Annotated in this window: 20 protein-coding genes; 1 reads left to right on the top strand and 19 read right to left on the bottom strand. The window is 33.9% G+C overall.

What is annotated here, in order from left to right; genetic code table 11:
- Window positions 1-4: 4 nt before the first annotated feature.
- From C4S29_RS12780 to C4S29_RS12700, 17 genes are all read right to left on the bottom strand, one after another.
- On the bottom strand, window positions 5-2,140 hold the full coding sequence (locus C4S29_RS12780; RefSeq protein ID WP_103914490.1) for a S46 family peptidase: 2,136 nt from the start codon (window positions 2,138-2,140) through the stop codon (window positions 5-7).
- Between the two features lie 669 nt (window positions 2,141-2,809).
- Window positions 2,810-4,762, bottom strand: coding sequence for a heavy metal translocating P-type ATPase (locus C4S29_RS12775; protein WP_103914489.1), 1,953 nt, complete (start codon window positions 4,760-4,762; stop codon window positions 2,810-2,812).
- A 204-nt stretch (window positions 4,763-4,966) separates the two neighbouring features.
- Window positions 4,967-5,392, bottom strand: a complete 426-nt coding sequence (locus tag C4S29_RS12770; RefSeq protein ID WP_185116967.1) for a Fur family transcriptional regulator — start codon at window positions 5,390-5,392, stop codon at window positions 4,967-4,969.
- A gap of 342 nt (window positions 5,393-5,734) precedes the next feature.
- Window positions 5,735-6,376 carry a hypothetical protein gene (locus C4S29_RS12765; RefSeq protein ID WP_103914488.1) on the bottom strand — a complete coding sequence of 214 codons (642 nt, stop codon included), beginning with the start codon at window positions 6,374-6,376 and terminating at the stop codon, window positions 5,735-5,737.
- 1 nt (window position 6,377) lies between these two features.
- On the bottom strand, window positions 6,378-6,911 hold the full coding sequence (locus C4S29_RS12760; protein WP_233740555.1) for an RNA polymerase sigma factor: 534 nt from the start codon (window positions 6,909-6,911) through the stop codon (window positions 6,378-6,380).
- Window positions 6,912-7,124: a hypothetical protein gene (locus C4S29_RS12755; protein ID WP_103914487.1), complete on the bottom strand. Its 213-nt coding sequence runs from the start codon at window positions 7,122-7,124 to the stop codon at window positions 6,912-6,914.
- Window positions 7,125-7,272: 148 nt separating this feature from the next.
- Window positions 7,273-9,276, bottom strand: coding sequence for an NAD-dependent DNA ligase LigA (ligA, locus tag C4S29_RS12750; RefSeq protein WP_103914486.1), 2,004 nt, complete (start codon window positions 9,274-9,276; stop codon window positions 7,273-7,275).
- Window positions 9,277-9,383: 107 nt separating this feature from the next.
- Window positions 9,384-10,649: a threonine ammonia-lyase IlvA gene (ilvA, locus tag C4S29_RS12745; RefSeq protein WP_103914485.1), complete on the bottom strand. Its 1,266-nt coding sequence runs from the start codon at window positions 10,647-10,649 to the stop codon at window positions 9,384-9,386.
- 32 nt (window positions 10,650-10,681) lie between these two features.
- Window positions 10,682-12,157, bottom strand: a complete 1,476-nt coding sequence (gene ilvC / locus C4S29_RS12740; RefSeq protein ID WP_103914484.1) for a ketol-acid reductoisomerase — start codon at window positions 12,155-12,157, stop codon at window positions 10,682-10,684.
- A gap of 44 nt (window positions 12,158-12,201) precedes the next feature.
- Window positions 12,202-12,798 (bottom strand): acetolactate synthase small subunit, encoded by a 597-nt coding sequence (gene ilvN, locus C4S29_RS12735; RefSeq protein WP_103914483.1) that lies wholly within the window; start codon window positions 12,796-12,798, stop codon window positions 12,202-12,204.
- A gap of 73 nt (window positions 12,799-12,871) precedes the next feature.
- Window positions 12,872-14,620 (bottom strand): biosynthetic-type acetolactate synthase large subunit, encoded by a 1,749-nt coding sequence (gene ilvB, locus C4S29_RS12730; protein WP_103914482.1) that lies wholly within the window; start codon window positions 14,618-14,620, stop codon window positions 12,872-12,874.
- Between the two features lie 15 nt (window positions 14,621-14,635).
- Window positions 14,636-16,315, bottom strand: coding sequence for a dihydroxy-acid dehydratase (ilvD, locus tag C4S29_RS12725; RefSeq protein ID WP_103914481.1), 1,680 nt, complete (start codon window positions 16,313-16,315; stop codon window positions 14,636-14,638).
- Window positions 16,316-16,319: 4 nt separating this feature from the next.
- A complete protein-coding gene (locus tag C4S29_RS12720) occupies window positions 16,320-17,222 on the bottom strand; it encodes a branched-chain amino acid transaminase (protein ID WP_103914480.1) in 903 nt (300 codons plus the stop codon).
- Window positions 17,223-17,255: 33 nt separating this feature from the next.
- Entirely contained in the window at window positions 17,256-18,374 is a 1,119-nt protein-coding gene (gene leuB, locus C4S29_RS12715; RefSeq protein WP_103914479.1) for a 3-isopropylmalate dehydrogenase, read from the bottom strand.
- Between the two features lie 15 nt (window positions 18,375-18,389).
- On the bottom strand, window positions 18,390-18,980 hold the full coding sequence (leuD, locus tag C4S29_RS12710) for a 3-isopropylmalate dehydratase small subunit (protein WP_103914478.1): 591 nt from the start codon (window positions 18,978-18,980) through the stop codon (window positions 18,390-18,392).
- A gap of 1 nt (window position 18,981) precedes the next feature.
- Window positions 18,982-20,364, bottom strand: coding sequence for a 3-isopropylmalate dehydratase large subunit (gene leuC, locus C4S29_RS12705; protein ID WP_103914477.1), 1,383 nt, complete (start codon window positions 20,362-20,364; stop codon window positions 18,982-18,984).
- Complete coding sequence (locus C4S29_RS12700; RefSeq protein ID WP_103914476.1) at window positions 20,364-21,539, bottom strand: 2-isopropylmalate synthase; 1,176 nt, start codon at window positions 21,537-21,539, stop codon at window positions 20,364-20,366. The genes leuC and C4S29_RS12700 overlap by 1 nt, the downstream gene beginning before the upstream one ends.
- 146 nt (window positions 21,540-21,685) lie before the next feature.
- Here C4S29_RS12700 and C4S29_RS12695 point away from each other — a divergent pair, with 146 nt between their 5' ends.
- Window positions 21,686-23,230 carry a hypothetical protein gene (locus C4S29_RS12695; protein WP_103914656.1) on the top strand — a complete coding sequence of 515 codons (1,545 nt, stop codon included), beginning with the start codon at window positions 21,686-21,688 and terminating at the stop codon, window positions 23,228-23,230.
- Between the two features lie 37 nt (window positions 23,231-23,267).
- Here C4S29_RS12695 and C4S29_RS12690 read toward each other — a convergent pair whose 3' ends face one another.
- Both C4S29_RS12690 and C4S29_RS12685 read right to left on the bottom strand, forming a co-directional pair.
- Window positions 23,268-25,343, bottom strand: coding sequence for an alpha-ketoacid dehydrogenase subunit alpha/beta (locus tag C4S29_RS12690; RefSeq protein WP_103914475.1), 2,076 nt, complete (start codon window positions 25,341-25,343; stop codon window positions 23,268-23,270).
- Between the two features lie 137 nt (window positions 25,344-25,480).
- Window positions 25,481-26,113, bottom strand: a complete 633-nt coding sequence (locus tag C4S29_RS12685) for a porin family protein (RefSeq protein ID WP_159969857.1) — start codon at window positions 26,111-26,113, stop codon at window positions 25,481-25,483.
- Between the last annotated feature and the right edge of the window lie 233 nt (window positions 26,114-26,346).

Raw genomic sequence — 26,346 nt, 5'->3', positions numbered from 1 at the left:
TCTTTTACTTCACAATCTTCATTTCATTTAAAAGCCATTTTGCATCCGCATATTTGTCGATAATGAAAAGCACATATTTGGTATCAACCATAATATTTCTGCATAATTTTGGGTCATAATTGATGTCGCTCATCGTTCCTTCCCATTGTCTGTCGAAGTTTAGACCAATTAAGTTTCCATAAGCATCCAATGTTGGGCTGCCAGAATTTCCGCCTGTTGTGTGGTTGGTTGCAGTAAAATTTACAGGAACATCGCCCGTTGCATCTTTATAAATGCCGTAATCTTTTTTATCGTAAAGATTAATCAGTTTTTTCGGTACATTAAACTCATAATCTCCCGGCACATATTTTTCCATAACACCTGCCAAATGCGTTTGATAGCCATAATAAACAGCATCTCGTGGGTTTGAACCTTTCACTTGTCCGTAAGTGACGCGCAAAGTAGAGTTTGCATCAGGGAAAAATTTTCGCTCTTTATCGGTCGCCATCAATTGTGCCATATAGGTTTTTTGAAGCGCATCAATCTGCGTTTGATAGTCATTGAATTTTCCATCAACTTTCGACATATAACTTTCTTTCAAGTCATTTGCTAAAATATAAAAAGGATCTTTTTTAATAGAATCTACAAAATCGGCGTCATCTAATAATGCTTTTACATTTGTAGTTGCCATTTTTCCATTCAAATTACCACGTCCAGAAATCAATGAATTTTTCGACCAATTTTCTACGGTTGTGTAATTTTTATTAACGTCGCTAAATTGGCTAAAATTATTTGGTAAAAATTCTGCAGGCGTTTTCTGCTGATACAAAGCTAATAATTCTGCGGTTACTTTTGCATCCAAAGCGCCATCGTAATCCTTATAAAAATTTGAAAGTATTTCTGCAAAACGATTTTCTGCTTCAGGTGTTATTTTTCCACTTTCTTTTGCGTTTACATAATTAATGTAGTAATTGGCCAATCTCAAAGTTTCTGCATTTCTCACCACTTCTCCGTAATAAGCGTTGTTTAAAGCAAAAGGCGCTTGTTCATTATATAAAGTATTAAATTTAGAAATCGTGTTTTTAATATCTGGATTTTTTTGTTCTAAAGCACTTTCATAATCTAGCTTTTTTTGCACAGCGTTAGATTTTTTTAAACCTTCCACTTCGCCAATCCATTTTTTCCAATAATTAGCGACTGAAGCGTATTTTGCAGCATATTTCAAACGTGTTTCGTTATCATTGCGCATTTTTTTATCTAAAGTATTAAGGGCAATTTCTCGCACTTTTATTTTTGCAGGATCTATGTCATTAATAACTTTTTCTATCGCAATAGAAGGCAAATATTCATTGGTTCTTCCTGGAAATCCGAATACAAAAGTGAAATCATTTTCTTTTTTGTCTTTTAAAGAAATCGGTAGAAAATATTTCGGTTTGTAAGGCACATTATCTGGCGAATATTCAGCTGGATTATTATTTTTATCTGCATAAATTCTAAACATAGAAAAATCTCCGGTATGTCTCGGCCAAACCCAATTGTCCGTATCAGAACCAAATTTACCAATACTTTGAGGTGGCGCACCAACCAATCTAATGTCTTTAAAAGTTTCTATAACGAAGGCATAATATTTATTTCCTGCATACATCGGCTTTATTACCAGTTTTTGGTAAGGATTAGTTTTGAAACTCTGGATTGTTGCTGCAATATTAGTTTTAATCATTGCGGCACTTTCTTTTTCTCCTAAATTTTGAGTATTTGCTAATATTTGTGGCGTAACATCCTTAATATCAGTGATAAAATCGACCGTTACACCCGGATTAGAAAGTTCAGATTTCATGTCTTTAGCCCAAAATCCGTCAGATAAATAATCATTTTCGACCGTAGAATGCGACTGTATTTGACTAAAACCGCAATGGTGATTGGTTAAAAGCAAACCGTTTGGCGAAATTATTTCTGCTGTGCAACCGCCGTTAAACTGTACAACGGCATCTTTTATCGAAGGTTTATCGGTACTCCAAATATCTTTGGCGGAAATTTTCATTCCTAAAGATTTCATTTCAGTTTCGTTCACTTCTGTCGGAATCCACATTCCACCGTATTGTTGCGCAAATGCAAAAGCAGAATTCAAAAAAACTGCTGCTATAATTATCTGTTTCTTCATATTAAATTTTATTGGCTCTAAAATAAGAAAATTAAAACAATCTCTAAAATAGACAGATTTTGAATTTTTAAAGAAATTTTTTGGGCGCCTTTTCCGCCTTCCGTTCCCGCTTCCGCCGCGGCGGAGAGCTCCACTCAAGTCGGGGCGCAATTTTCGCAGAAATAAAAAGTATATTAAATTGAAAAGCTACAAATTTTCAAAGATATTCTTAGAGCCTGTTTAAATTTATAATTTATTTTTACCATTAAGGAATTAAGCCATTTTCGCTTAAAAAACTTAATAAAAATCAATTTATTGATTGCTTAATCAGAATAAACTTAACTCACTGAAATTCTTAATGTTAAATTTAAGAATAAACAGAGTTTATTTTAATTTAGAAAATTAAGAAAAGGCTATAAAAAATTTATTGAATGAAATTTAAACAGGCTCTTAAAAATTCCGTAGGAATTATATCTTTGTAGAAGAAAATAGACCACAAAAAAAAGTATTCCGTAGGAATACAATCTTTTATTTTCGCAATAAACTTCCATAAAAATATCATTCAAAAAGATTTCATCCCAATGGAATGATTGATTTAATTTAATTTAATGCTAATTCTACACAGATATTATTCCTACGGAATTATCTATTTTTTAAATTTTTGAATTAACTCATTTTCAAATTCTCAAATCAAAACTTCATCCGCTGAATCCTCACCGCATTTAAAATCGCCAAAAGCGCAACTCCAACATCCGCGAAAACCGCTTCCCACATGGTTGCTAAACCACCTGCGCCAAGAATTAAAACAATAAATTTCACGCCAAATGCCAATGAAATATTTTGCCAAACAATTTTTTTAGTTTCCTTCCCAATTTTTATTGCGATCGCAATTTTTGCGGGATTATCATCTTGAATTACAACATCTGCGGTTTCAATCGTGGCGTCACTTCCAAGACCGCCCATCGCAATTCCAACATCAGAAAGCGCGACAACAGGCGCATCATTTACGCCGTCGCCGACAAAAGCAACAGTTTCAGATTTTGCTTTAATTTTATTTAATTCTGCCACTTTATCTTCCGGCAAAAGACTTCCAAAATAACTTTGAATGCCTAAAGTTTTCGCTACTTTTTCCACGACGGCACTTTTGTCGCCGCTCAACATGGTGACTTTTATGCCTAATTTTTTTAAAGAATCAACGGCGGTTTTTGCTTCTTTTTTAATTTCGTCAGCGATGGTAATATAACCAACAAACTGATTGTCAAAAGCCATCGCAACCACACTTTCCGGAATATTTTCTAAAGTTTTATCGTATTTAATATTAAATTTTTCTAATAATTTAAAATTTCCTGCTAAAAAATCTTTATTGTCAAAATTTGCTTTTAAACCAAAACCAGCAATTTCTTCGATATTTGATATTTTTTGGTCGTGATTGATTTCGCCAACATAATCGTGAATCGCCGTGGCAATCGGATGTGTTGATTTGCTTTCAATTAAATTTAATTTTTCTAAAATATCTTTTTCATTAAAATCTTTCTCAATTTTTACGTCTTGAACTTTAAAAACACCTTCCGTCATCGTGCCAGTTTTATCCATCACCACATTTTGGATTTTAGCCAAAGAATCAAGGAAATTTCCACCTTTAAATAGAATTCCATTTCTACTCGCGGCGCCAATTCCACCAAAATAACCAAGAGGAATGCTTATCACCAAAGCACACGGACAGGAAATTACCAAGAAAACCAAAGCGCGATACAACCAGTTTTTAAATTCATAATCTGCTACAAAAAAGTAGGGTAGAACGGTAATTGCAATCGCCAAGTAAACGACGATTGGCGTATAAATTTTTGCGAATTTTTTAATGAAAAGTTCCGTCGGTGCTTTTTGAGAAGAAGCATTTTGCACCAATTCTAAAATCTTCGAAAGTTTGCTGTCGTTGTATTTTTTGGTAATGACAACTTCTGAAACTGAATTCAAATTAATCATTCCGGCAAAAACAGGATCGCCTTTTTTCTTGGAATCTGGTTTGCTTTCGCCTGTTAAAGCCGCGGTGTTAAAACTCGCCTTTTCCGAAATTAATTCGCCATCTAAAGCCAGTTTTTCACCAGGTTTTAATTGAAGCAAATGTCCAATTTCAACGTGTTCGGCTTTAACAATTTTAGGTATATTATTTTTTAAAATCGTCACTTCATCTGGTCTTTGATCCAGTAAAGATTTAATATTTCCTTTCGCGCGCTGAACTGCCAAGATCTGGAAAACTTCGCCAACACTGTAAAACAGCATTACCGCAACACCTTCCGGATATTCGCCGATTGCAAAAGCGCCAATTGCGGCGATACTCATGAGGAAAAATTCTGAGAAAAACTGTCCTTTTTTTATACTTCCAAAGGCTTCCTTTAAAACCGGAAATCCGACGGGCAAATAAGCCAAAGTGTATAGTAAAATCCTCGCCCAAGCCTGAAACCATTCAGGTTTAAAAAAATAATCTAAACTTAAACCAATTCCCAAAAGCAGAAAAGATATCACTGCAGGCGCAAATAATTTGACTAAACTTCCGTCCAGATTTTCGTGGGAATGATCATGACCTTCGTGATCGTGGTCTTTTTTATGAGAAGTTTCTTCTGTACTGCAGCAGGATTGTGACATTTATCTTTTTTTACAAAACTAGCCAAAAACAGAATGCAACACTATTGCAATATTTCGTTGTAAAATGATTTAGAAAAAAATCAACGCTAAGACGCAAATCTTTTGAATGGTTTTGTAGTAAGGCGCAAAGAAATTGACTTTGTCAATTTTTTAAACATTGGCAATTCAACTTTTGGCAAACCTTTGCGTTGAAGTAAGCAAAATCTATTTAGATATTAAACTACATTCTTTGCAAATGCCGTTTGCCACAAATTTTAGATTCTGGATTTTATAACCTTTTGGGAATTTTAATTGATTGAAATTTACATCTTCCAAGCAAGTGGTTTTTTCACAGTTTTTACAGTAAAAATGAAGGTGAAAATCGTAGTGATTTTCTTCATCACAAGCGTCGTTGCAAAGTAAATATTGGGTTTTGTTGTTTTCCTGAACGCCGTGAATAAGTCCTTTTTGTTCAAAAGTTTTTAAAGTGCGGTACAACGTACTTCGGTCAGAATTGTTTAAAATTTCTTCCAAATCAGCCAATGAAACCGCTTTTTTTTGATGCAGAAAAACATCCAAAACAAGTTTACGCATCGCAGTAATGGCGATATTTTTTAGTTCTAATTTTTTTTCTATTAATTTGGAATTCATTGTTTTTTTATCACTGGATATTTTGTCCCTTTTCTTTTTACAAAATTTTGCGCACAGATTTCACAGATTTACACGAATTTTAAAACAATATTATGATATATTTTTCACAAATATTATTGATTAATTTAAAAAAAATCTGTGAAAATCTGTGAAATCTGTGTGCTATTATTCTACAGGTTATTAAATATTCTGTTGTTAAATATTTATCAAATTTAAAAACTCTTGCTCATCCAAAATCGTGATCTTTCCCAAATCCTGTGCCTTTTTTAATTTGCTTTCGGCTTTTTCGCCGAGGAACAAATAGTTCAAATTATTATTAAAAATTAGATTTCTATATTTTGGTTATTCAAAAGTATTTATTTGTTTTTGTATTTTTTCAATACTTTCTAAAAGTGGTTTTACATCCCTGTTTAATGCATTTTTATTAATCCAAAAAGTGAAAGCATAAAACATTACTAAACCTATCAATGTTATTATTTTCAAATCTATAGAAAGAGGTAATAATTTATCAGCAACACTATTATTCCAAAAATAATCGGAAGGATTTCCCAAGCCCAAAATAAATAGAAAATTTAAAATAAAGGGCGGAATTGCGTACCAATAAAGCGCAGAATCTAATAAATTGGCTTGTTTCAGCATAAAATTTTTTTGTTGTTTTAGTTGTTCTGCTAAAGGCAAATCGAAATCGATTTTTGAATTCTGTATCTTTGATTTTCTATATTTTAAAAGTACAAATAAAAACCAAACTATCGTCAAAACACAAGCAATTTTGGTTAAAGGGAAAGGAATTTCAAAAAATAAATAGCCAAAAATAAGTATTCCAACAACGGATGCAGAAATTTCTCTAATGTCTCTATATTTTATTTTCTTGTGAATATTTTGCAAACTAGCATTCAATTCTTCTTTCAAAAGATTGGTTTCAATGGCGATTTCTGATGTTTTAGAAGAGTTATTCCAAATTTCTTTTAAGTCGTTTTCTAACATTTTATTTGATTTTTGGCGCGATACATTCAAATAATTTTTTTCTTATTCTTTTCATTTTTACAGCGATATGGTTTTCTGAAAATCCTGTGATTTCTGCAATTTTTTTGTAAGATAAATCATCTAAATAAAGCACAATAAGTGAAGTATCTGTTTCATTTAAAGTAGAAATACATTCTTTTAAAAAGCGAAATTTTTCTTGTTCAGAAGCATCAATTTCATTTTCTATTGGTGTAAAATGAATCGATTGAAACCGGTCTGTTTTATCATTTGTTTTTTCAAATTTCATTTTCGAACGCATGCAAACGTTTAATGCAATTTTATAAACGAATGTATCAATCGTTGATGTTCCTTTGAAGTGTTCTAAAGATTTCCAAATTTGAAATATGACGTCTTGAAAAAGGTCTTCTGGCTCAATTGGATTAACCGCATAAATGCTGCAAATCCTATATAATTTGTATTTATTTTTCTCTATAATTTCTTCAAAATAAGCATCATTTTTTTGTGCTCTCATTTTTTCAGATGTTTCAGAACGCATTTATGCAGTTTTTTCTTCTAATTTTTTGATGTTGTTTTTGGATGAACTGATGAGTAAAAATTCAATAAAAAAACCACAAATTAGAAAAAGGCTAATTTCTTTGTTGGATTCACCCAAAACGAAATAAGAAACGATGAGTAAAACAGCCCATACAATGCTGCTAATGATTTGAATTCTTGTTAAAGTTTGAATGAATTGTTTTCTGTTTTCCATTTTTTTTTAAATTTTAAGTTAATATTTTTTGTCTCTAATATGTTAGTGACAAGTTTTAAAAAAATATGACAGAAATTTTTATTTTTTCTTAATATTATTCTGCTTTATCTAAAAATCCGCTAGAAAATTAACTGAAATTCCTCGATTTTTAATTGAACAAATCCAAAAATTCTTGCTCATCCAAAATCGTGATGGTTCCCAAATCCTGCGCTTTTTTCAGTTTGCTTCCGGCTTTTTCGCCGACAACCAAATAATTAAGATTTTTAGAAACCGCAGAGATATTTTTTCCGCCGTTTTTTTCGACCATTTCTTCTGCGGCTTCTCTTGTAAATAATGATAATTTACCTGTGAAAAGAAAGGTTTTTCCTTCTAAAACATTGGAAATAGTTTGGTTAAAATTTTCATCTTTTTCCAGTTTTACGCCATATTCTTTCAATCTTTCAATCATTAAAATATTTTCTGAATTTTGAAAAAATTCATGAATACTTTCGGCAATTTTAATTCCAATATCTTCCACTTGAACCAATTCTTCGAGACTTGCATTTCGAAGTTCTTCAATAGTTGAAAAGTTTTTTACCAACTTCTTTGCAACGGTTTCACCAACGTGTTTGATGCCAATTCCAAACAATACTTTTTCAAATGGAATTTCTTTTGATTTTTCGATACTTTCGATAATATTTTGCGCCGATTTTTCTGCCATTCTTTCCAAAGGCAAGAGTTGTTCTTTGGTTAAAGCATAAAAATCTGCGGGATTTTCTACCAATTTTTCTCTGTAAAGTTGCTCAATTGTTTCGCTTCCCAGATTTTCAATATCCAAGGCTTTTCGGGAAACATAATGAATCATTCTTCCCACAATTTGCGGCGGACAATGCAGTTCGTTCGGACAAAAATGATTGGCTTGGTCTTCAATTTTTACGAGTTCAGTTCCGCATTCTGGGCAATTTTTGATGTATTCGATTGGTTTAGAATTGGGTAATCTTTTTTCTAAATTAATTCCCACAATTTTCGGAATGATTTCGCCGCCTTTTTCTACGAAAACATAATCATCTTCGTGTAAATCGAGTTTTTTTATTTGATCTTCATTGTGCAAAGTCGCCCTTTTTACCGTAGTTCCCGCCAAAAGAATGGGTTTTAAATTTGCAACCGGCGTAATTGCGCCCGTTCTTCCAACCTGATAAACCACACTTTCTAATTTCGTCTCAACTTTTTCTGCTTTAAATTTATACGCCATCGCCCAACGCGGCGATTTTGCGGTGTAACCTAAAGTCTGTTGTTGTTTTATGTTGTTGATTTTCAAAACAATACCATCAATTTCAAATGGTAAATCGTGGCGTTTTTTATCCCAATAATTAATGAAATCTTTTATTTCATCTAAGTTTTTGCAAAGTTTCGCTTGATCTGAAATACTGAAACCCCAAGTTTTTGCTTTTTGCAATAATTCCCAATGCGTTTCTACGGGAATATCTTCTGAAATAAACTGGTATAAAACTGCAGATAATTTTCGCTTTCTGACTTCTGCAGAATCCTGCATTTTTAAACTTCCACTTGCGGTATTTCTTGGGTTCATAAATAAATCTAAACCTTCTTCTTCGCGCTTTTCATTGATTTTATCGAAGTTTTTTCGGGTGAGATAAATTTCGCCACGCATAAAAAATCGCTCAGGAAAATCGCCATTTAAGGTTAAAGGAATATCTGAAATTGTGCGGACATTATTGCTAATTTCATCGCCCTGAAAACCATCGCCGCGTGTAATTCCTTGGATTAATTTTCCGTTTTCGTATAAAATTGAAATGGAAGCGCCGTCGTATTTTAACTCAGCCACAAATTCTACTTCATCTTTTCCAAAGGTTTTTTCGATGCGTTTTTCCCAATCTTCAAGATCATCAAAATCATAAGAATTATCCAAAGAATACATTCTAAATTGATGTTGAACTGTAGGAAAATTTTTCGTGATTCCGCCACCAACTCGCATTGACGGTGAATTTTCATCAAAATATTCTGGATTTTCCGCTTCTAATTTTTGTAGTTCTTGTAATTTTAAATCAAAATCAAAATCCGAAATTAGAGATTCATCATTTTGATAATAGGCGTAATTATATTGATGAAGTTCTTTGCGAAGGTCTTCTATTTTTTGTTGAATTTCTATTGACATAAATGTGGTTAAATCTTAATAAACAAATTTAATTTTTTTAACCACAAAGACACAAAATTTTTATTTAAATATTAAAATTAAAAAAAAAACGTAATGTTTTTAATATTTTAACCAATTAACTGTGCAAATAAATCTTCCTTGTCGTTAAGGTATTGAAATTCAAAGCCTTTTTCTTGCATTTTATCTTTAATAGGTGCAACATCGGCCTTGTTTTTTAATTCTAGACCAACGATCACGGGGCCAGATTCTCTATTGTTTTTTTGCTTAAATTGAAAATAGGTAATATCATCATCAGTTCCTAAAATATCGTTTACAAATTCTTTTAGAGCGCCCGGTCTTTGCGGAAACTGGATTAAGAAATAGTGTTTTAAACCTTCATATAACAAAGAACGTTCTTTAATTTCGGCTGTTCTTTCGATATCGTTATTACTACCACTTACGATGCAAACCACATTTTTACCTTTGATTTTTTCTTTGTAAAAATCTAACGCAGAGATTGTTAACGCGCCAGCTGGCTCCACAATTATGGCTTCTTCATTATACATCTGCAAAATTGTAGAGCAAACTTTTCCTTCTGGAACAAGAATGATATCATCTAAATTTTCTTTGCAAATTTTAAAATTATGATTCCCAACTTGTTTTACGGCCGCTCCATCTACAAATTTATCGATGGTTTCTAATCTTGTATTTTTTCCATTGTCGATGGAAGTTTTCATGGCAGGTGCGCCTTCAGGTTCTACGCCAATAATCTTTGTATTTGGACTTAATTTTTTAAAAACGGTAGAAAGGCCAGATGCCAAACCGCCGCCGCCAATTGGGATAAACACATAGTCAATCGGCATTTTGGCGTCTTCTAAAATTTCTAAACCGACAGTTCCTTGTCCGGCAATTACTTTAATATCATCAAAAGGATGGATGAAAATTTTATTTTCTGCGGTACAAACTTCACTCGCGGCAGCAAAAGAATCATCAAAAGTATCGCCCGTTAAAACGATTTCAACATATTCTTTACCAAAGAGTTGCACTTGTTTAATCTTTTGTTTGGGTGTTGTTTTTGGCATGAAAATTTTACCAAATATTTGCAAAAGATGGCAAGAATATGCCACGCCTTGCGCATGGTTTCCGGCACTTGCGCAAACAATTCCCTGTTTTTTTTCTGAAGATGTAAGCGCGCTCATTTTGTTGTAAGCGCCACGTATTTTGTAGGAACGAACGACTTGTAAATCTTCTCTTTTTAGAAAAATATTTGCCTCAAAATCATGTGAAAGGTTTCTGCTAAGCGATAATGGTGTAGGGAAAACTACACCTTTAAATTTCTTTTTCGCGTCTTGAATTTCTTCTAAAAGACTTAGTTTTATTGTTTCTGAAACCATTGTTTTTTAAAAATTTAGTTAGAAAGTGGCGTTTAAACCACTTTTTTCATTGCTGTCATCGCTGCTCTAAGTTCTGCGCCACATTTTTCGATTGAATGGTTTCTGATGGCTGCGTTTATTTTTACCAATTCAAAATTATCTACATTTTTATCGGCTGTTTCATTAAAGTTTTTCCCGATTAAATTGGTATCCACTTTTTTCATAAAATCTGCTAAAAGTGGTTTGCAGGCGTGGTCAAATAAATAGCAACCATATTCTGCGGTATCTGAAATCACACGGTTCATTTCGAATAATTTTTTGCGTGCAATTGTATTTGCTATTAAAGGAGTTTCGTGCAGAGATTCGTAATAAGCAGATTCATTTTTTATACCAGAAAGCGTCATGGTTTCGTAGGCCAATTCTACACCTGCTTTTACGAAAGCAACCATTAAAGTTGCGTTATCAAAATAGTCTTGTTCGCTAATAGTTACATTTCCTGCGGGTGTTTTTTCGAAATTAGTTTCGCCTGTGGCTTCTCTCCATTTTAGTAAATTTTTATCATTTTCTGCCCAATCTTCCATCATTGTTTTAGAAAAATGTCCAGACAAAATATCGTCCATATGTTTGTTGAACAAAGGCGTCATTATTTCTTTTAATTCTTCGGCCAATTTAAAGGCTTCTATTTTGGCAGGATTAGAAAGACGATCCATCATATTGGTAATTCCACCAATCTTTAAGGCTTCTGTAATGACTTCCCAACCATTTTGAACTAATTTTGAGGCGTAACCTGCATCAATTCCTTTTTCTATCATTTTATCGAAACTCAGAATGGAGCCGGTTTGCAATAAACCACACAAAATAGTTTGTTCTCCCATTAAATCTGATTTTACTTCGGCCACAAAAGAAGAATGTAAAACGCCTGCTTTATCGCCGCCAGTTCCTACGCAATAGGCTTTTGCGATTTCTAATCCGTCACCATTTGGGTCGTTTTCAGTATGAACGGCAATTAATGTTGGTACGCCAAAACCGCGCAAATATTCCGCTCTCACTTCTGATGCTGGAGATTTTGGGGCAATCATAACCACTGTGATATCTTCACGAATTTTTGTGCCTTCTTCTACGATATTAAAACCGTGGGAATAAGACAAACACGCGCCTTTTTTCATTAAAGGAACCACTTTATTAATGACGTCAGTATGTTGTTTATCGGGCGTCAAATTGGAGACGAGGTCTGCTGTGGGAATCATTTCTTCATAAGTGCCAACTTCAAAACCGTTCTTTGTTGCGTTTTCAAAAGAAGTTCTTTTGGTTTCGATTGCTTCTTTTCTGAGAGCGTAAGCCACATTTAGCCCGCTATCGCGCATATTTTGACCTTGCGCTAAACCTTGCGCGCCGCAACCTACAATTACTATTTTTTTTCCTTTTAATTTTTCTACACCGTTAGAAAACTCTGCGTTATCCATAAAATCGCATTTTCCTAATTCTTGTACTTTTAAGCGGTGTGGTAATTCGTTGAAATAATTTGACATTTTTTTTGTTTTAATTTTTGTTGGCTTTTTCCTATTTTAAAAATTTACATTTGAAAAATTTTGCTTTTCAAACTTAAAAATTCATTGTTAATTGGTGATTTGCGTGGGTCATTTTTCTCCATATTCAGTACTTTTTTATGCACGCCTTCACTAGATTTAATAATGGCTATGCGAGAACTTCTCACAAATTCTATTAAACCGTATTTATCTAATTCTTTCAGCAGTTTATTAATTTCTTCTTTCTGCCCTGTAACTTCAAAAACGGTATAATCTTCTCTGATCACCACAGTGTTTGCGCCATATTCGCGCAAAAGTCTTTCTACTTTTACATCTTTCATAATGACGGAAGTTGGCACTTTGTACAATGCCATTTGTTGGTAAATAATTTCATCATTCACGTTGCTATAAACTTTGAAAACATCTACAATTTTCTCGATTTGACGCACTAAATTTTTCACAACTTCTGGGGTTTCATTTACCACAATGGTAAAGCGGTAAATATTTTCTATTTCGCTTGGCGAGGTATTTACACTTTCTAAATTTATTTTCCGGCGCGAAAAAATGATGGAAATTTTGTTTAATAAACCTACCATATTTTCGGTGTAAACGGATAACGTGTGTTCTTCTTTTAATGGATTCATCCTATTTTTTTAAGTTTAATGGAACTTTTTTCCATTTTGTTAAATTTAATCAACTATTAATAGCGGTATTATTTTAAATTTCTTCTTTGCTTAAAACTATTTCGGAAACGCCTTTTCCCTGCGGAACCATCGGGAATACGTTGTCTTCATGCTTCACAGCGATTTCTAAAAGATAAGATTCAGGCGCGTCTAACATTTCTTTTAAACTTGATCTTAAGTCTTCGCGCTCAGAAATTTGCTTTCCTTTGATGCCGTAAGCTTCTGCTACTTTTACAAAATTTGGACTTTGAATATCTGTAAACGAATACCTTCTTTTGTGAAATAATTCTTGCCACTGTCTCACCATTCCGAGAAAACTATTATTTAAAATAATAATTTTCACATTGGGTTTAAATTGCATTATTGTTCCTAATTCTTGAAGATTCATTTGTGCGCCGCCATCGCCCATTATCGCAACTATTTGTCTTTCTGGCGCGCCAAATTTTGCTCCTATTGCCGCAGGAATTGCAAATCCCATAGTTCCCAAACCGCCGCTCGTAATATTACTTCTGGATAAATTTTGTTTTGAGTATCTGCAAGCCACCATTTGATGTTGGCCAACATCTGTGACAATTACAGCTTCGCCTGCGGTTAATTCATTTAAAATATTGATAACTTCACCCATATTAAGTTCGCCTTCTGTTGGGTTCAGTTCTTTTGAAATAAGTTTGTCTGTTTCTATTTTTTCTTTTTCTTTGAACATTGCAAACCAATCTGCATGTGTTTTTTCATCAACTAATTTCGTTAAAAGAGGCAGTGTTTCTTTACAGTTTCCCCAAACGCCTACCGTGGTTTTTACATTTTTATCAATTTCTGCAGGGTCAATATCGAGATGAATGATTTTTGCTTGTTTTGCATATTTATCCAATCTTCCCGTCACACGGTCGTCAAAGCGCATTCCGATGGCTATTAAAACATCACATTCATTGGTAAAATAATTGGGCGCATAATTTCCGTGCATTCCAACCATACCAACTCCTAATTGATGATTGGTTGGGATGGCGCTCATTCCCATGATAGTCCAGGCGGTGGGAATTCCAGTTTTTTCTATAAAATTTAAAAATTCTTTTTCTGCATTTCCTAAAATAACGCCTTGACCAAAAACGATGAAGGGTTTTTTAGCATTATTAATAATTGCCGCTGCTTGCTCTATATATTCATTTCTAATAATTGGTTCTGGGCGGTAACTTCTGATATGAATACATTTTCTATAACCTTTGTAATCAAACATTTGCAGTTGTGCATTTTTTGTAATATCTACCAAGACAGGACCTGGTCTGCCAGATCTTGCGATATAAAAGGCTTTTGCTAAAATTTCAGGGATTTCATTGGCATCCGTTATTTGGTAATTCCATTTTGTAACGGGCATTGTGATATTAATAATATCCGTTTCTTGAAATGCATCTGTCCCTAAAAGATGGGCAAAAACTTGACCTGTAATGCATACCAATGGCGTAGAATCTATTTGTGCATCGGCTAAACCTGTCACCAAATTAGTCGCGCCTGGTCCGCTAGTGGCAAATACAACACCAGTTTGGCCGCTCACTCTTGCGAATCCTTGTGCTGCGTGAATTGCTCCTTGCTCATGGCGAACCAAAATGTGCTTGAGTGATTTTTCAAAGTCAAAAAGCGCATCGTATATCGGCATTATTGCACCACCAGGATACCCAAAAACTGTTGTTACATCTTCTGAAAGTAAGGCATCAATCACTGCGAGACTGCCAGATGTACTGTGAAACTTTTCTATTAAAGGTTCATTTAATTTTTCTTTTATTGCTTCCATAATATTTTAGCAAATTTAATTTTCATCTGTTACACAGCCTTCTGAAGCATCCGTAACCAATTTTAAATATTTGTATAAAACGCCACTAGTCACTTTTGGTTTTGGTTGCTGAAAGGTTTTTCTCCTATTTTCCAGTTCCAAATCAGAAATTGCTAGATTTATTGAATTGTTGACTGCGTCTAATTCTATAATATCGCCATCTTTTACCAAAGCGATAGTGCCGCCATCGTAGGCTTCCGGAGAAATATGGCCGACCACAAAGCCGTGCGTGCCGCCACTAAATCTTCCGTCTGTAATTAATGCCACACTTTTCCCCAAGCCTGCACCAATAATTGCTGAAGTTGGTTTTAGCATTTCTGGCATTCCGGGGCCACCTTTTGGACCAACATATCTAATGACTACAACATCACCAGCTTGTATTTTTTTATTTTCTATTCCTTTTATTAATTCTTTTTCACCGTCAAAAACTTTGGCAGGACCCGTGAATTTTTCGCCCTCTTTGCCTGTGATTTTTGCGACCGAACCTTTCGTAGCAAGATTTCCGTATAAAATCTGGAGATGTCCCGTTTTTTTAATTGGATTTTCAAGAGGTCTAATGATATTTTGATTTTCAAAATCAATTTCATCAACATTTTCTAAATTTTCGGCTAAGGTTTTTCCGGTTACGGTGATGCAATCTCCGTGAAGCATTCCTTTAGAAAAAAGATATTTTAAAACCAAAGGAACACCGCCTTCTTCGTGAAGATTTTGCATTAAATAATTTCCACCGGGTTTAAAATCTGCAATTAATGGTGTTTTTTCACTTATTCTCTGGAAATCGTCTTGGGTAATTTTCACACCCACGCTTTTTGCCATGGCAATAATATGCAAAACGGCATTGGTACTGCCACCAAGAGCAATTAAAGTCGTAATCGCATTTTCAAAAGCCTCGAAAGTCATAATGTCTTTTGGACAAATATTTTTTTCTAATAATAGTTTAATGTAGTGCGAAACTTCTTCACACTCTTTAATTTTTTCAAATGAAACCGCAGGATTAGAACTAGAGTAGGGAAGACTCATACCGAGTGCTTCAATAGCGATTGCCATTGTGTTTGCCGTGTACATTCCGCCGCAAGCACCTGCGCCTGGGCAAGAATTTTTAATTATTCCTTTGAAATCTTCCTCTGAAATGGTGCCTGCAATTTTTTCTCCCAAAGCTTCGAAAGCTGAAACGATATTTAAATCTTTTCCTTGATATTTCCCTGGTGCAATTGTTCCACCGTAAACCATTATTGAAGGTCGATTTAATCTGCCCATCGCCATAATAGAACCCGGCATATTTTTATCACAACCCGGAATTGCAACCACAGCATCGTAATAATGACCGTCCACAACGCTTTCTATGCTATCAGCAATTATTTCTCTGCTTACAAGAGAATATCTCATTCCATCAGTTCCGTTGGTAATGCCATCACTTATTCCAATTGTATTGAAAATTAAGCCTACCATATCGTTTTCATTGATCTCTTTTTTAACCAAAGCAGCCAAATGATTGAGATGCATATTACAAGTATTTCCGTCATATCCCATTGAAGCAATCCCAATAAAAGGTTGACTTAATTGCTTGTCATCTAAACCAATACCGTAAAGCATGGCTTGCGCGGCGGGTTGCGTGGGATCTTGGGTAACAGTTTTGCTGTATTTATTAAGTTCCATGTAATTATATTTGAGCTAGTAGTTCTTTTTCTAAAACTAAATTTAAATAAGCGGTTTGTAATTTTTTGCCAAGACTATCTTGCCACTCGAGCGGAAAAACTTTAGAATTAAAGGATTTAATGCCAACTACTTCAGCGGCAGTTCCGCAAAAAAATGCAGAATCTGCGTTTTCTAACATTTCTGGTTTGTAAGCACCTTCACTCACAGTAATGTTTAATTCTTTGCATAAATCAAAAATAGTTGCTCTGGTAATTCCAGGAAGTATATTTCCTGTTTGTGGTGTAAATAATTGGCCATCTTTTTCAAAAAATAAATTGGCGCCAGGTGCTTCTGCTAAATAGCCATCACAATCTAAAAGCAATGCTTCATCAAAACCCTTATCTTTTGCTTCAATTGATGCGAGAATTGAATTTACATAATGTCCACAAACTTTTGCCTCAATTTTCGTTGATCTTGGATGAGGACGGCAAAAAGAAGATTGGTATAAACTGATTAATTTATCTCCCAAATATGCGCCCCATTCCCATGCGCAAATCATTATAGACACTTCATTTGCTTTACTAATTCCCATGTTGGGACCACAAAAAATCAGCGGTCTTATATAAGCGCTTTCAAGGTTATTAATTTTTAAAAGTTGATATGTTTTTTCCACTAATTCTTCTACAGAATAAGTAAATGGAATATGAATTAATTCCGCTGATTTAAGTAATCTTTCGTAATGTTCTTCTGCTTTGAAAATCTTTGGGCCATTTTCGGTTTTATAGACTCTTATTCCTTCAAAAACACCGTAGCCGTAATGCATGGTTTGAGAATATAAGTCGATAGTTGCTTCTGAGGCTTTTTTAAATTCACCATCAACAAATATGATGGTGTTTTCATTGTAATATGGGTTAAGTTTTGCGTTCATTTTTTATGTTAATTGCGTAAAAATTTTTAAAATTTAGATGATGGTGGATTGTCCTAAATTAATGTTGGTGTAATTCATGTCGGAATCTAATCTGTTGTAAATATAATCTGTGATAAAATCGCCCACATTATCCGTAGATATTTTATTTTCGCTTTTATTTAAATCTTCAGTAGTTATTTCATACTTTAAAGAATCTTCAACAGCTTTATTTATGACAATGGCTTCATCATATAAACCAAAATGTTCTAAGAGAAGTGCCGCCGATAATATTGAAGCCAATGGATTTGCAATTCCTTTGCCTTTTGCTTGTGGGTAAGAACCGTGTATTGGTTCGAACATCACATATTTTTCTCCAATAGAGGCAGAGGCAAGTAAACCGATGGAACCGCCGATAACGCTGGCTTCATCGCTAATAATATCACCAAACATATTTTCTGTTAGAATTACATCAAATTGTTTTGGATTTAAAATCATCTGCATTGCAGCATTATCTACAAAAAGAAAATCTAAGGCGACATCTTCGTATTGCTGAGAGATTTCTGTGACCACTTTTCTCCACAAACGAGAACTTTCTAGCACATTTGCTTTATCTACTAAAGTTAGTTTTTTTCTTCTATTTTGTGCGGCTTTAAAGGCTAAATGCGTAATGCGTTCAATTTCAAACCTAGAATATTCACATAAATCTGAGGCAGTATTGCCATCTTCACTTGTCTGTTTTTTACCAAAATAAATGCCGCCTGTCAATTCCCGATAGATGCTAATATCAGTTTTTTCTATAATATTTCTTTTTAACGGAGAATTTTCTATCAACGTTTCATAGGCCTTTACCGGCCGAATGTTTGCAAACAAACCCAATTCTTTTCTAAGTTTTAGCAAGCCTTGTTCTGGTCGCACTTTTGCAGAAGGATCATTGTCATATTTTGGATCACCGATAGCGCCAAATAAAATAGCATCAGTGGTTTTACAAATTTCCAAAGTTTCATCTGGCAAGGGATTCCCTGTTTGATCAATTGCTATTGCTCCCACAACTGCGTTTTTAAAAACAAATTTGTGATTAAATTGTGATGCAATTGCATTTAAAACTTTAATAGACTGTGCAGTAACTTCCGGCCCAATTCCGTCTCCTGCTAAAACCGCGATATTTAAATTCATAAAATTATTTTTTTTCTAATATGTTTTTTGTTTTTCAAATGCTTCAATGCTTTCTTTTTTGCTTAAGAGATAATCGATGTCATCGTAGCCATTAATCATGCAAGTTTTTTTGTAGGCATCGATTTCAAAAGATTCTTTAAAATCTGTTTCATAGATAGAAATCATTTGCTGCTCCAGATTTACAATAACTTTTGTATCTGGTTTTTCAGTAATTTTCGCTAATAAAATTTTTAAAAATTCTGGCGAAACTTGAACTGGAAGCAAACCATTATTTAAAGCGTTTCCTTTAAAAATATCTGCAAAAAAACTAGAAACTATTACTTGAAAACCAAAACCCGAAAGTGCCCAAGCTGCATGTTCACGGCTAGAACCACAGCCAAAGTTATTTCCTGCCACTAAAATGCTTCCAGAATAAGTGCTGTTATTTAGGATAAAATCTGGGTTAATATTGCCATTTTTATCAAAACGCCAGTCTCTAAAAACATTGTCTCCAAAGCCTTCTCTGTCGGTTGCTTTTAGGAAACGCGCTGGAATTATTTGGTCTGTATCTACATTTTCTATATCAAACGGAATTGCCGTCGAAACTAATTTTGTAAACTTTTGCATATTAATTTAATTGCTGTGAAATATTGATGATTTTTCCTTCTATTGCGGTTGCGGCGGCCATTAATGGACTTGCTAAAATAGTTTTAGCGCCTTGCCCTTGTCTTCCTTCAAAATTTCTGTTAGAGGTAGAAACGCAATATTCACCTTGCGGAATTTTATCTTCGTTCATCGCCAAACATGCAGAGCAGCCGGGCTGCCGAAGTTCAAAACCTGCATCTTCAAAAATAGATTTAAGTCCTTCATCAATGATTTGCGCCTCCACTTGCTTGCTTCCCGGCACTAACCACGCCGTTACATTTTCAGCTTTTTTCTTTCCTTTAATATATTTTGCAGCTTCTCGAAAATCTTCAATTCTAGAATTGGTACAACTACCTAAAAAAACATAATTTATAGGTTTATTTATTAGGCTTTCCCCTTTTTTGAAGCCCATATAATCTAAAGATTTTTCAAAAGATGTGTCATTTGTTTTCGGTATTGTTTCAGAAACACTCATTCCCATTCCTGGGTTTGTGCCAAAGGTGATCATCGGCTCAATATCCTCTGCTTTGAAAGTATATTCTTTGTCAAATTTTGCTTCTTTATCTGAAGGAAGTGTTTTCCAATAGGCTACTTTTTTGTCGAATTCTTCGCCTTTTGGTGCAAATTCTCTTCCTTTAATGTAGTTAAAAGTGGTTTCATCTGGTGCAATCATTCCGCCGCGTGCGCCCATTTCTATACTCATGTTGCAGACTGTCATTCGCCCTTCCATAGACATATTTTCAAAAACATCGCCCGCATATTCACAGAAATATCCTGTTCCCGCATTGGTTCCAACTTGCGAAATAATGTAGAGAATAACGTCTTTTGGTAAAACGCCTTTATTCAGTTTTCCATTAACGTTTACTCTTAAACTTTTTGGTTTTGTTAAAAGTAAACTTTGGCTAGCGAAAACTTGCGCCACTTGGCTGGTTCCGATTCCAAAAGCAATTGTTCCAAAAGCGCCATGAGTAGAAGTATGGCTATCGCCGCAAACGATGGTCATTCCCGGTTGTGTAATTCCCAATTCTGGCGCAATTACGTGTACAATGCCATTATATTTGTGCCCAAGTTCATACAATGTGATGTTGTTTTCTGCACAATTTTTAGAAAGTTGTTCTAATTGATTTCTAGAAAGTTCATCTTTTATCGGCAAATGTTGGTTTAACGTCGGTGTGTTATGATCCGCTGTTGCAACAATTTGATCAGGTCTAAAAACTGGTATATTTCTTTGTTTTAATTCATTAAAAGCTTGTGGGCTAGTAACTTCGTGTATTAAATGTTTATCGATATATAAAATCTGTGGGCCATTTTCTATGGCATCTACGACATGTGCGTCCCAAACTTTATCAAATAGTGTTTTTGCCATTATTTTGAAATTAATTGTTCATAAATACTGCTTTTTTCAATAATTTGATGGATGTCATCATCATTGATTTCTTTTTTTAGATCTGCAAAAACTAAAAAATTAGCATAAACCACGTCTAACTGTAATTTTGTTAGTTCATAACCTATATTTTTTGCTCTGTATGCTAAAGCCGCGCGGCCACTTCTCGCCGTTAAAATAATAGCAGAATCTGTGACGCCCACATCTTTAGGATCAATAATTTCGTAAGTAGATTTATTTTTTATCATTCCATCTTGGTGAATTCCTGAACTGTGCGCAAAAGCATTAGAACCAACAATTGCTTTATTCGGTTGCACGTAAACGCCCATACTGTCGGAAACTAACTGGCTCATTCCGTATAGCATTTGCGTATTAATATTGGTGTCTAAATCTAAATAAGGATGTTGTTTTAAAATCATGACGACTTCTTCCAAAGAAGTATTTCCTGCACGTTCACCAATGCCGTTGATGGTGCATTCTATCTGGCGCGCGCCATTTATTACACCTTCAATGGAATTTGCTGTTGCCAAACCTAAATCATTGTGGCAATGGCAAGATAAAATGGCCTTTTCAATGTCTTTTACATTCTCCATTAAATATTTTATTTTTGCGCCATATTCACTTGGCAAGCAATAACCTGTGGTATCTGGAATGTTTAGAACAGTTGCGCCCGCTTTTATGGCTACTTCGCAGACTCTTGCTAAATACTCATTATCAGTTCTGCCCGCGTCTTCAGCATAAAATTCTACATCTTCTACAAAGGATTTTGCATATTTAACCGCAGAAAAAGCGCGTTTTAAAACTTCTTCTCGCGTGGAATTAAATTTGAATTTAATATGTGAATCAGAAGTGCCAATTCCTGTGTGAATCCTCGGTTTTTTTGCATTCACTAGCGCTTCTGCTGCTACTTTTATGTCATTTTCTACGGCGCGGGTTAAAGCACAAACTGTGGCATTTTCTACTATTTTAGAAATTTTCATCACAGATTCGAAATCGCCGGGGCTAGACACGGGGAAACCTGCTTCTATTACATCAACTCCCAGCAAATCAAGTTGTTTTGCAATTATTAATTTTTGCGACGTATTTAATTTGCAGCCGGGCACTTGTTCGCCATCTCTCAACGTGGTATCAAATATTTGAATAGGTGTTTTAGCCATTGGATTGTGTATATTTTTATTTTCTCAAACGAAATTACATTTAGAATTTTTTTTATGTTTATATTTGAACAATGTTTTACGATGTTCAAAATTATTTTGAATTTTTAAAACGTTGATAATGAATGATTTAAAATAATTTTCGTGTGATAGCAAACGACCAAAAAGATTTTCTTTTTTCTCTAATAAAGTCCTTAAACAAATCTGAAAAGCGCCAATTTAAATTATTTGTTGGCCGTTTAGACGTGAATTCAGATTCCATTTATCTCAATCTTTTTAATTTTTTAGATAAGGCTAATTCTTACAACGAAAAAGATATTTTGAAAAGTGCCTTGGTGAAAAAGCAGCAATTAGCCAATGTAAAAGCACATTTGTACAAACAAATTTTAATTAGTTTAAGATTAACACCTTTACATAAAAACATCCGCTCTGTTCTCCGCGAGCAGTTAGATTTTGCTTCAATTTTATATCACAAAGGACTTTACAAACAAAGTTTAAAAATTTTAGATAAAGCCAAAGAAACAGCGATGGAATATGAGGAAAAAAATATGGCGTATGAAATTGTAGAACTCGAAAAAGTAATAGAATCCCAATACATCACCAGAAGTATTGCTTCCAGAGCAGATGAATTATCCGTTCAGGCAAAAGAATTAAGCCAGTTAAATGTCATTTCTAGCAAATTATCTAATTTATCGCTTCAATTATACAGCATTATTTTAAAATCGGGCTATGTAAAAAACAAAGAAGAAAGTGATAAGATAACAGCATATTTGGAGGATAGACTACCTAAATATGAAATAAAAAATTTGGGTTTTCGTGAAAAATTATGGGTTTACAACGCTTTTTTGTGGTATAATTTTATACTTCAAGATTTCTTAAATAGTTATAAATATGCAGCGAAATGGGTTGATTTATTTCATCAAAACCCCAATATGATTGTTTTAAATCCCGTTTTTTTTCTGAAAGGTAGCAACTATCATTTGGAAACTTTATTTTTTCTTCAAAATAAAGTAAAATTTCAAAATGCACTGCATCAATTTGAAGTACAAGTTTCTGAAAACAGTTTTCCAAAAGATGAAAATGTAGAAGCCTTGAAATTTTTATACCTTAATTTTCATCGTATTAATCAGCATTTTATTGATGGAAGTTTTCAGGAAGGTTTGGTATTAATTCCAAAAATTGAATCTAATTTTAAAAATTACAGTTCTAAAATAGACGAGCATCATAAAATGATTTTCTATTTCAAATTTGCCAGTTTGCATTTTGGCGCGGGAAATAACAAGGAAAGTATTTACTATTTGAACAAAATAATTTCTAATAAAACCTTAGCGATGCGTGAAGATTTGCTCTGTTTTGCACGTGTTTTAAATATTTTGGCGCACTATGAAGCGGGTTTAGACGATGATTTGGAATTTTTGCTAAAAAGCACCTATCGTTTTTTGATAAAAATGAACGATTTGCATGAAGTACAAAAAGAAATGATAAAATTTATAAGAGAATTACAAAATGTTTACCCGCATAACATAAAGCAAAGTTTTATAGATTTTCATAAGAAATTAAAGGTTTATGAAGCACATCCTTTTGAGCGACGGGCTTTCTTATATTTAGATATTATTTCTTATTTGGAAAGTAAAATAGAAAATAAACCTGTGGCGAGAATTATTTATGACAAATATTTAGAAAGAATGAAATAGAAAATTATTTCTCTATTTTTTGACTAAATAATGAAATCTAATAAGCCAAAATTTCCCCAATTTTCGCCGACACTTTTTCTGCATTTGGAAGCATTTCTTTTTCTAAAATTAAATTAATTGGAACGGCTGGTAAATTTAAAGAACCTAAAGTTTCAACTGGCGCATCCAAAAATTTAAAACATTCTTTGGAAATCCTCGCTGCAAAGCCTTCCGCAAAAGAGTTTTGTAAAGTTTCTTCCGTTAAAACTAGACATTTGCCGTGTTTTTTTACACTTTCATAAACCAAGTCTTCATCCAAAGGAATTAAAGTTCGCAAGTCGATGATTTCTACTTTTCCTTTATGGTTTTTTGCCGCTGCTTTTGCCCAATAAACGCCCATTCCATAAGTGATGATGACCATTGTTCTGCCTTTTTGAATTTCAGAATTATCTGCTTCTAAAATTTTATTGGCTTTCCCGAAAGGTAAAATGTAATCTTCCGCAGGTTCGATGGTTTTTGCATCTTCCGTTCCAGGAACTTTCGACCAGTACAAACCTTTATGTTCCAGCATTATCACGGGATTTGGATCGTAATAGGCGGCTTTTAAAAGTCCTTTAAAATCTGCCGCGTTTGAAGGAAAGGCAATTTTAATTCCTTTAATATTTGCTAAAATACTTTCAACACAACCGCTGTGATATGGTCCGCCGCCGCCGTAAGCGCCCGTTGGAACACGGATAATATTTGAAACTGGAAATTTACCACAACTTAAATAAGATGATTTTGAAATTTCTGTAATTAATTGATTTATTCCCGGATAAATATAATCTGCAAACTGGACTTCCACGATTGGTTTTAAGCCAACTGCGCTCATTCCAACCGTAGAACCAATAATATAGGCTTCTTGGATCGCCGTATTAAAAACACGTTTATCGCCAAATTTTTTACCTAAAGTCACAGTTTCGCGGAAAACGCCACCAATTCTTTCACCAACGTCTTGTCCGTAAAGCAATGCTTCAGGATGTTTGTACATAATCTCTTGAATGGCGTGAATCGCCGCATCGACCATTACAATTTTTTCTTTTGTATTGGCAGGAACTCTGGTTCCGGTTTCTTCTAAAATGGGTGTGGGAACAAATACAAAATCTTCTACAGAATTTTCTTCAGGTTCTGGCGCCGAAACGGCTTTTTCAAAATCTTTTTCTACGATTCTTCGGGCTTCTCTTTCAATTTCATTTAATTGATTCTCGTTAAAACCTTCATTAAGTAAATAATTTTTTAAAATAATTCCCGGATCTTCGCTTCTGTGTTTTTCTAAATCGGCTTCATCACGGTAAAATTCCCGACGAACGCCAGAAGTGTGATGGCCAATTAAAACTGTTCTGGCGCAAACCAACAAAGGTTTTTGTTCGGAACGCACAAAATCAAAAGCCTGTTTCATTTGGGTAAAACTTTCCACGAAATCAGTTCCGTTGAATTTCATTCTTTCTAAACCTACAAATCCTGCGGCGAAATCGTAAGCGTCAGAAGTTCTGGCTTCTTCTTTTTTTACGGAAATTCCCCATTCATTGTCCTGAACCAAATAAATGATCGGCAATTGATGCAAAGCCGCAAACTGAAAGGCTTCGGAAACTTCACCTTCCGTTACAGAATTATCGCCCAAACTGCAAACGACGACAAGGTTTTCATCAAACTGTTTTAAATTAAATTCTTTTAAATATTTTAAACCCTGCGCAACGCCTGTCGTGGGAATCGCCTGCATTCCGGTTGCGGAACTTTGGTGAATTATTTTAGGAAAATTTTCTTCTAAATTTGACGGATGAGAATAGTAAGAACGCCCGCCGGAAAACCTGTCGTCTTTTTTGGCTAAAAGTTGAAGCATTAATTCATAAGGTGAAAATCCCATTCCCAAAAGCATCGCTTCATCGCGGTAATACGGACTTACCCAATCATCTTTTTTTAACTGATATGCCGTCGCTAATTGAACGGCTTCATGCCCACGAGAAGTGGAATGGACATATTTGCAAATATTTCTATTTTCCTCATAAATATCTGCGGTGGCTTTCGCAAGCATCATGTGGTGAAAAGCCTGTTGTAAAATGTCTTTCGAAATGACTTTTTCAGTATTAAGTTCCATAGAAACCAAAGTTACGGAAAGTTTGGGGAATTTGGAAAATAGTGCTTTGTGATTTTTTTTTATGAAATTATGCCAAAATAAAACCCTGCCAAGTTTTTAAAATTTGACAGGGTAGAATGTTTTAATATGCAATGGTATCACAATTTGTAATATAGGTTTAATCCAAAAGTATTAGTCTTTGTATTCAAAGTTTTTGAACTGTTTGATAAACCAATTTCATATAAAATATCAACTGAAAGTTTGGTATTTATATTATAACCTGCGCCAACGTTTCCATACAATTGCGTTTTTGTGAAAAGATTTTTAGGAAATAAAACGTTCTTATATTTATCCCTAAAATCAGAATGCAACAAGAATGAAATTTGAGGGCCTGCCTCAATAAAAAACTTTTTGTAAATTTTGTATTTAAGCATTATCGGGATATCAATACTTCCCATTTGTGCAATGGGTCTTACTCCAAAAATATCTACTAAATTATTGTTTTCATCAAAAATACTATAAGTAGCAGAAATATTTGCACTTTTATATGAGTAGTTACCTTCAAGATGTATAGTTAATTCCTTGTTAAGATTAGATTTCATAAAATATCCAATTTTAAACCCAAACGAGAAATTTACCAATTCTCTGGAAAAGTAGGAAACGTTTGGTCCAAATACAATACCCTTGTCCCATTTTTGAGTACTTTTTTCTTGAGAATAAAAAAGTGAGAATAAAATTACAAAACAGATGATATTTATTTTTGAAAAAATGAGTAAAATTTTAGTTTTCAAAATATTATTATTTTAATTAATTCCTACTTTCAATTAGTTAGAAGGTCTCTGTTTCGGATAGTCCGACCCTGCTTTTTAAGAAATTTTCTATTTCTGTTAGAAAGAAAAATATGGTAGATTTCAAAAAGTGAGAATCAAAGTTCCACTTTAGATTTTTAATACCGATAGAAAAAATTTTAAGCGATTTCCAAATATAGAAAAAAAATTTGCTTTTAATTAATGTTTTATTTAGA

Origin of the sequence: Halpernia humi (genome assembly GCF_900108025.1) — a bacterium.
Taxonomy (GTDB): Bacteria; Bacteroidota; Bacteroidia; order Flavobacteriales; family Weeksellaceae; genus Halpernia; species Halpernia humi.
The sequence above is the reverse complement of the archived record's forward strand: the minus strand, read 5'-3'. Positions and strand labels throughout refer to the sequence as shown.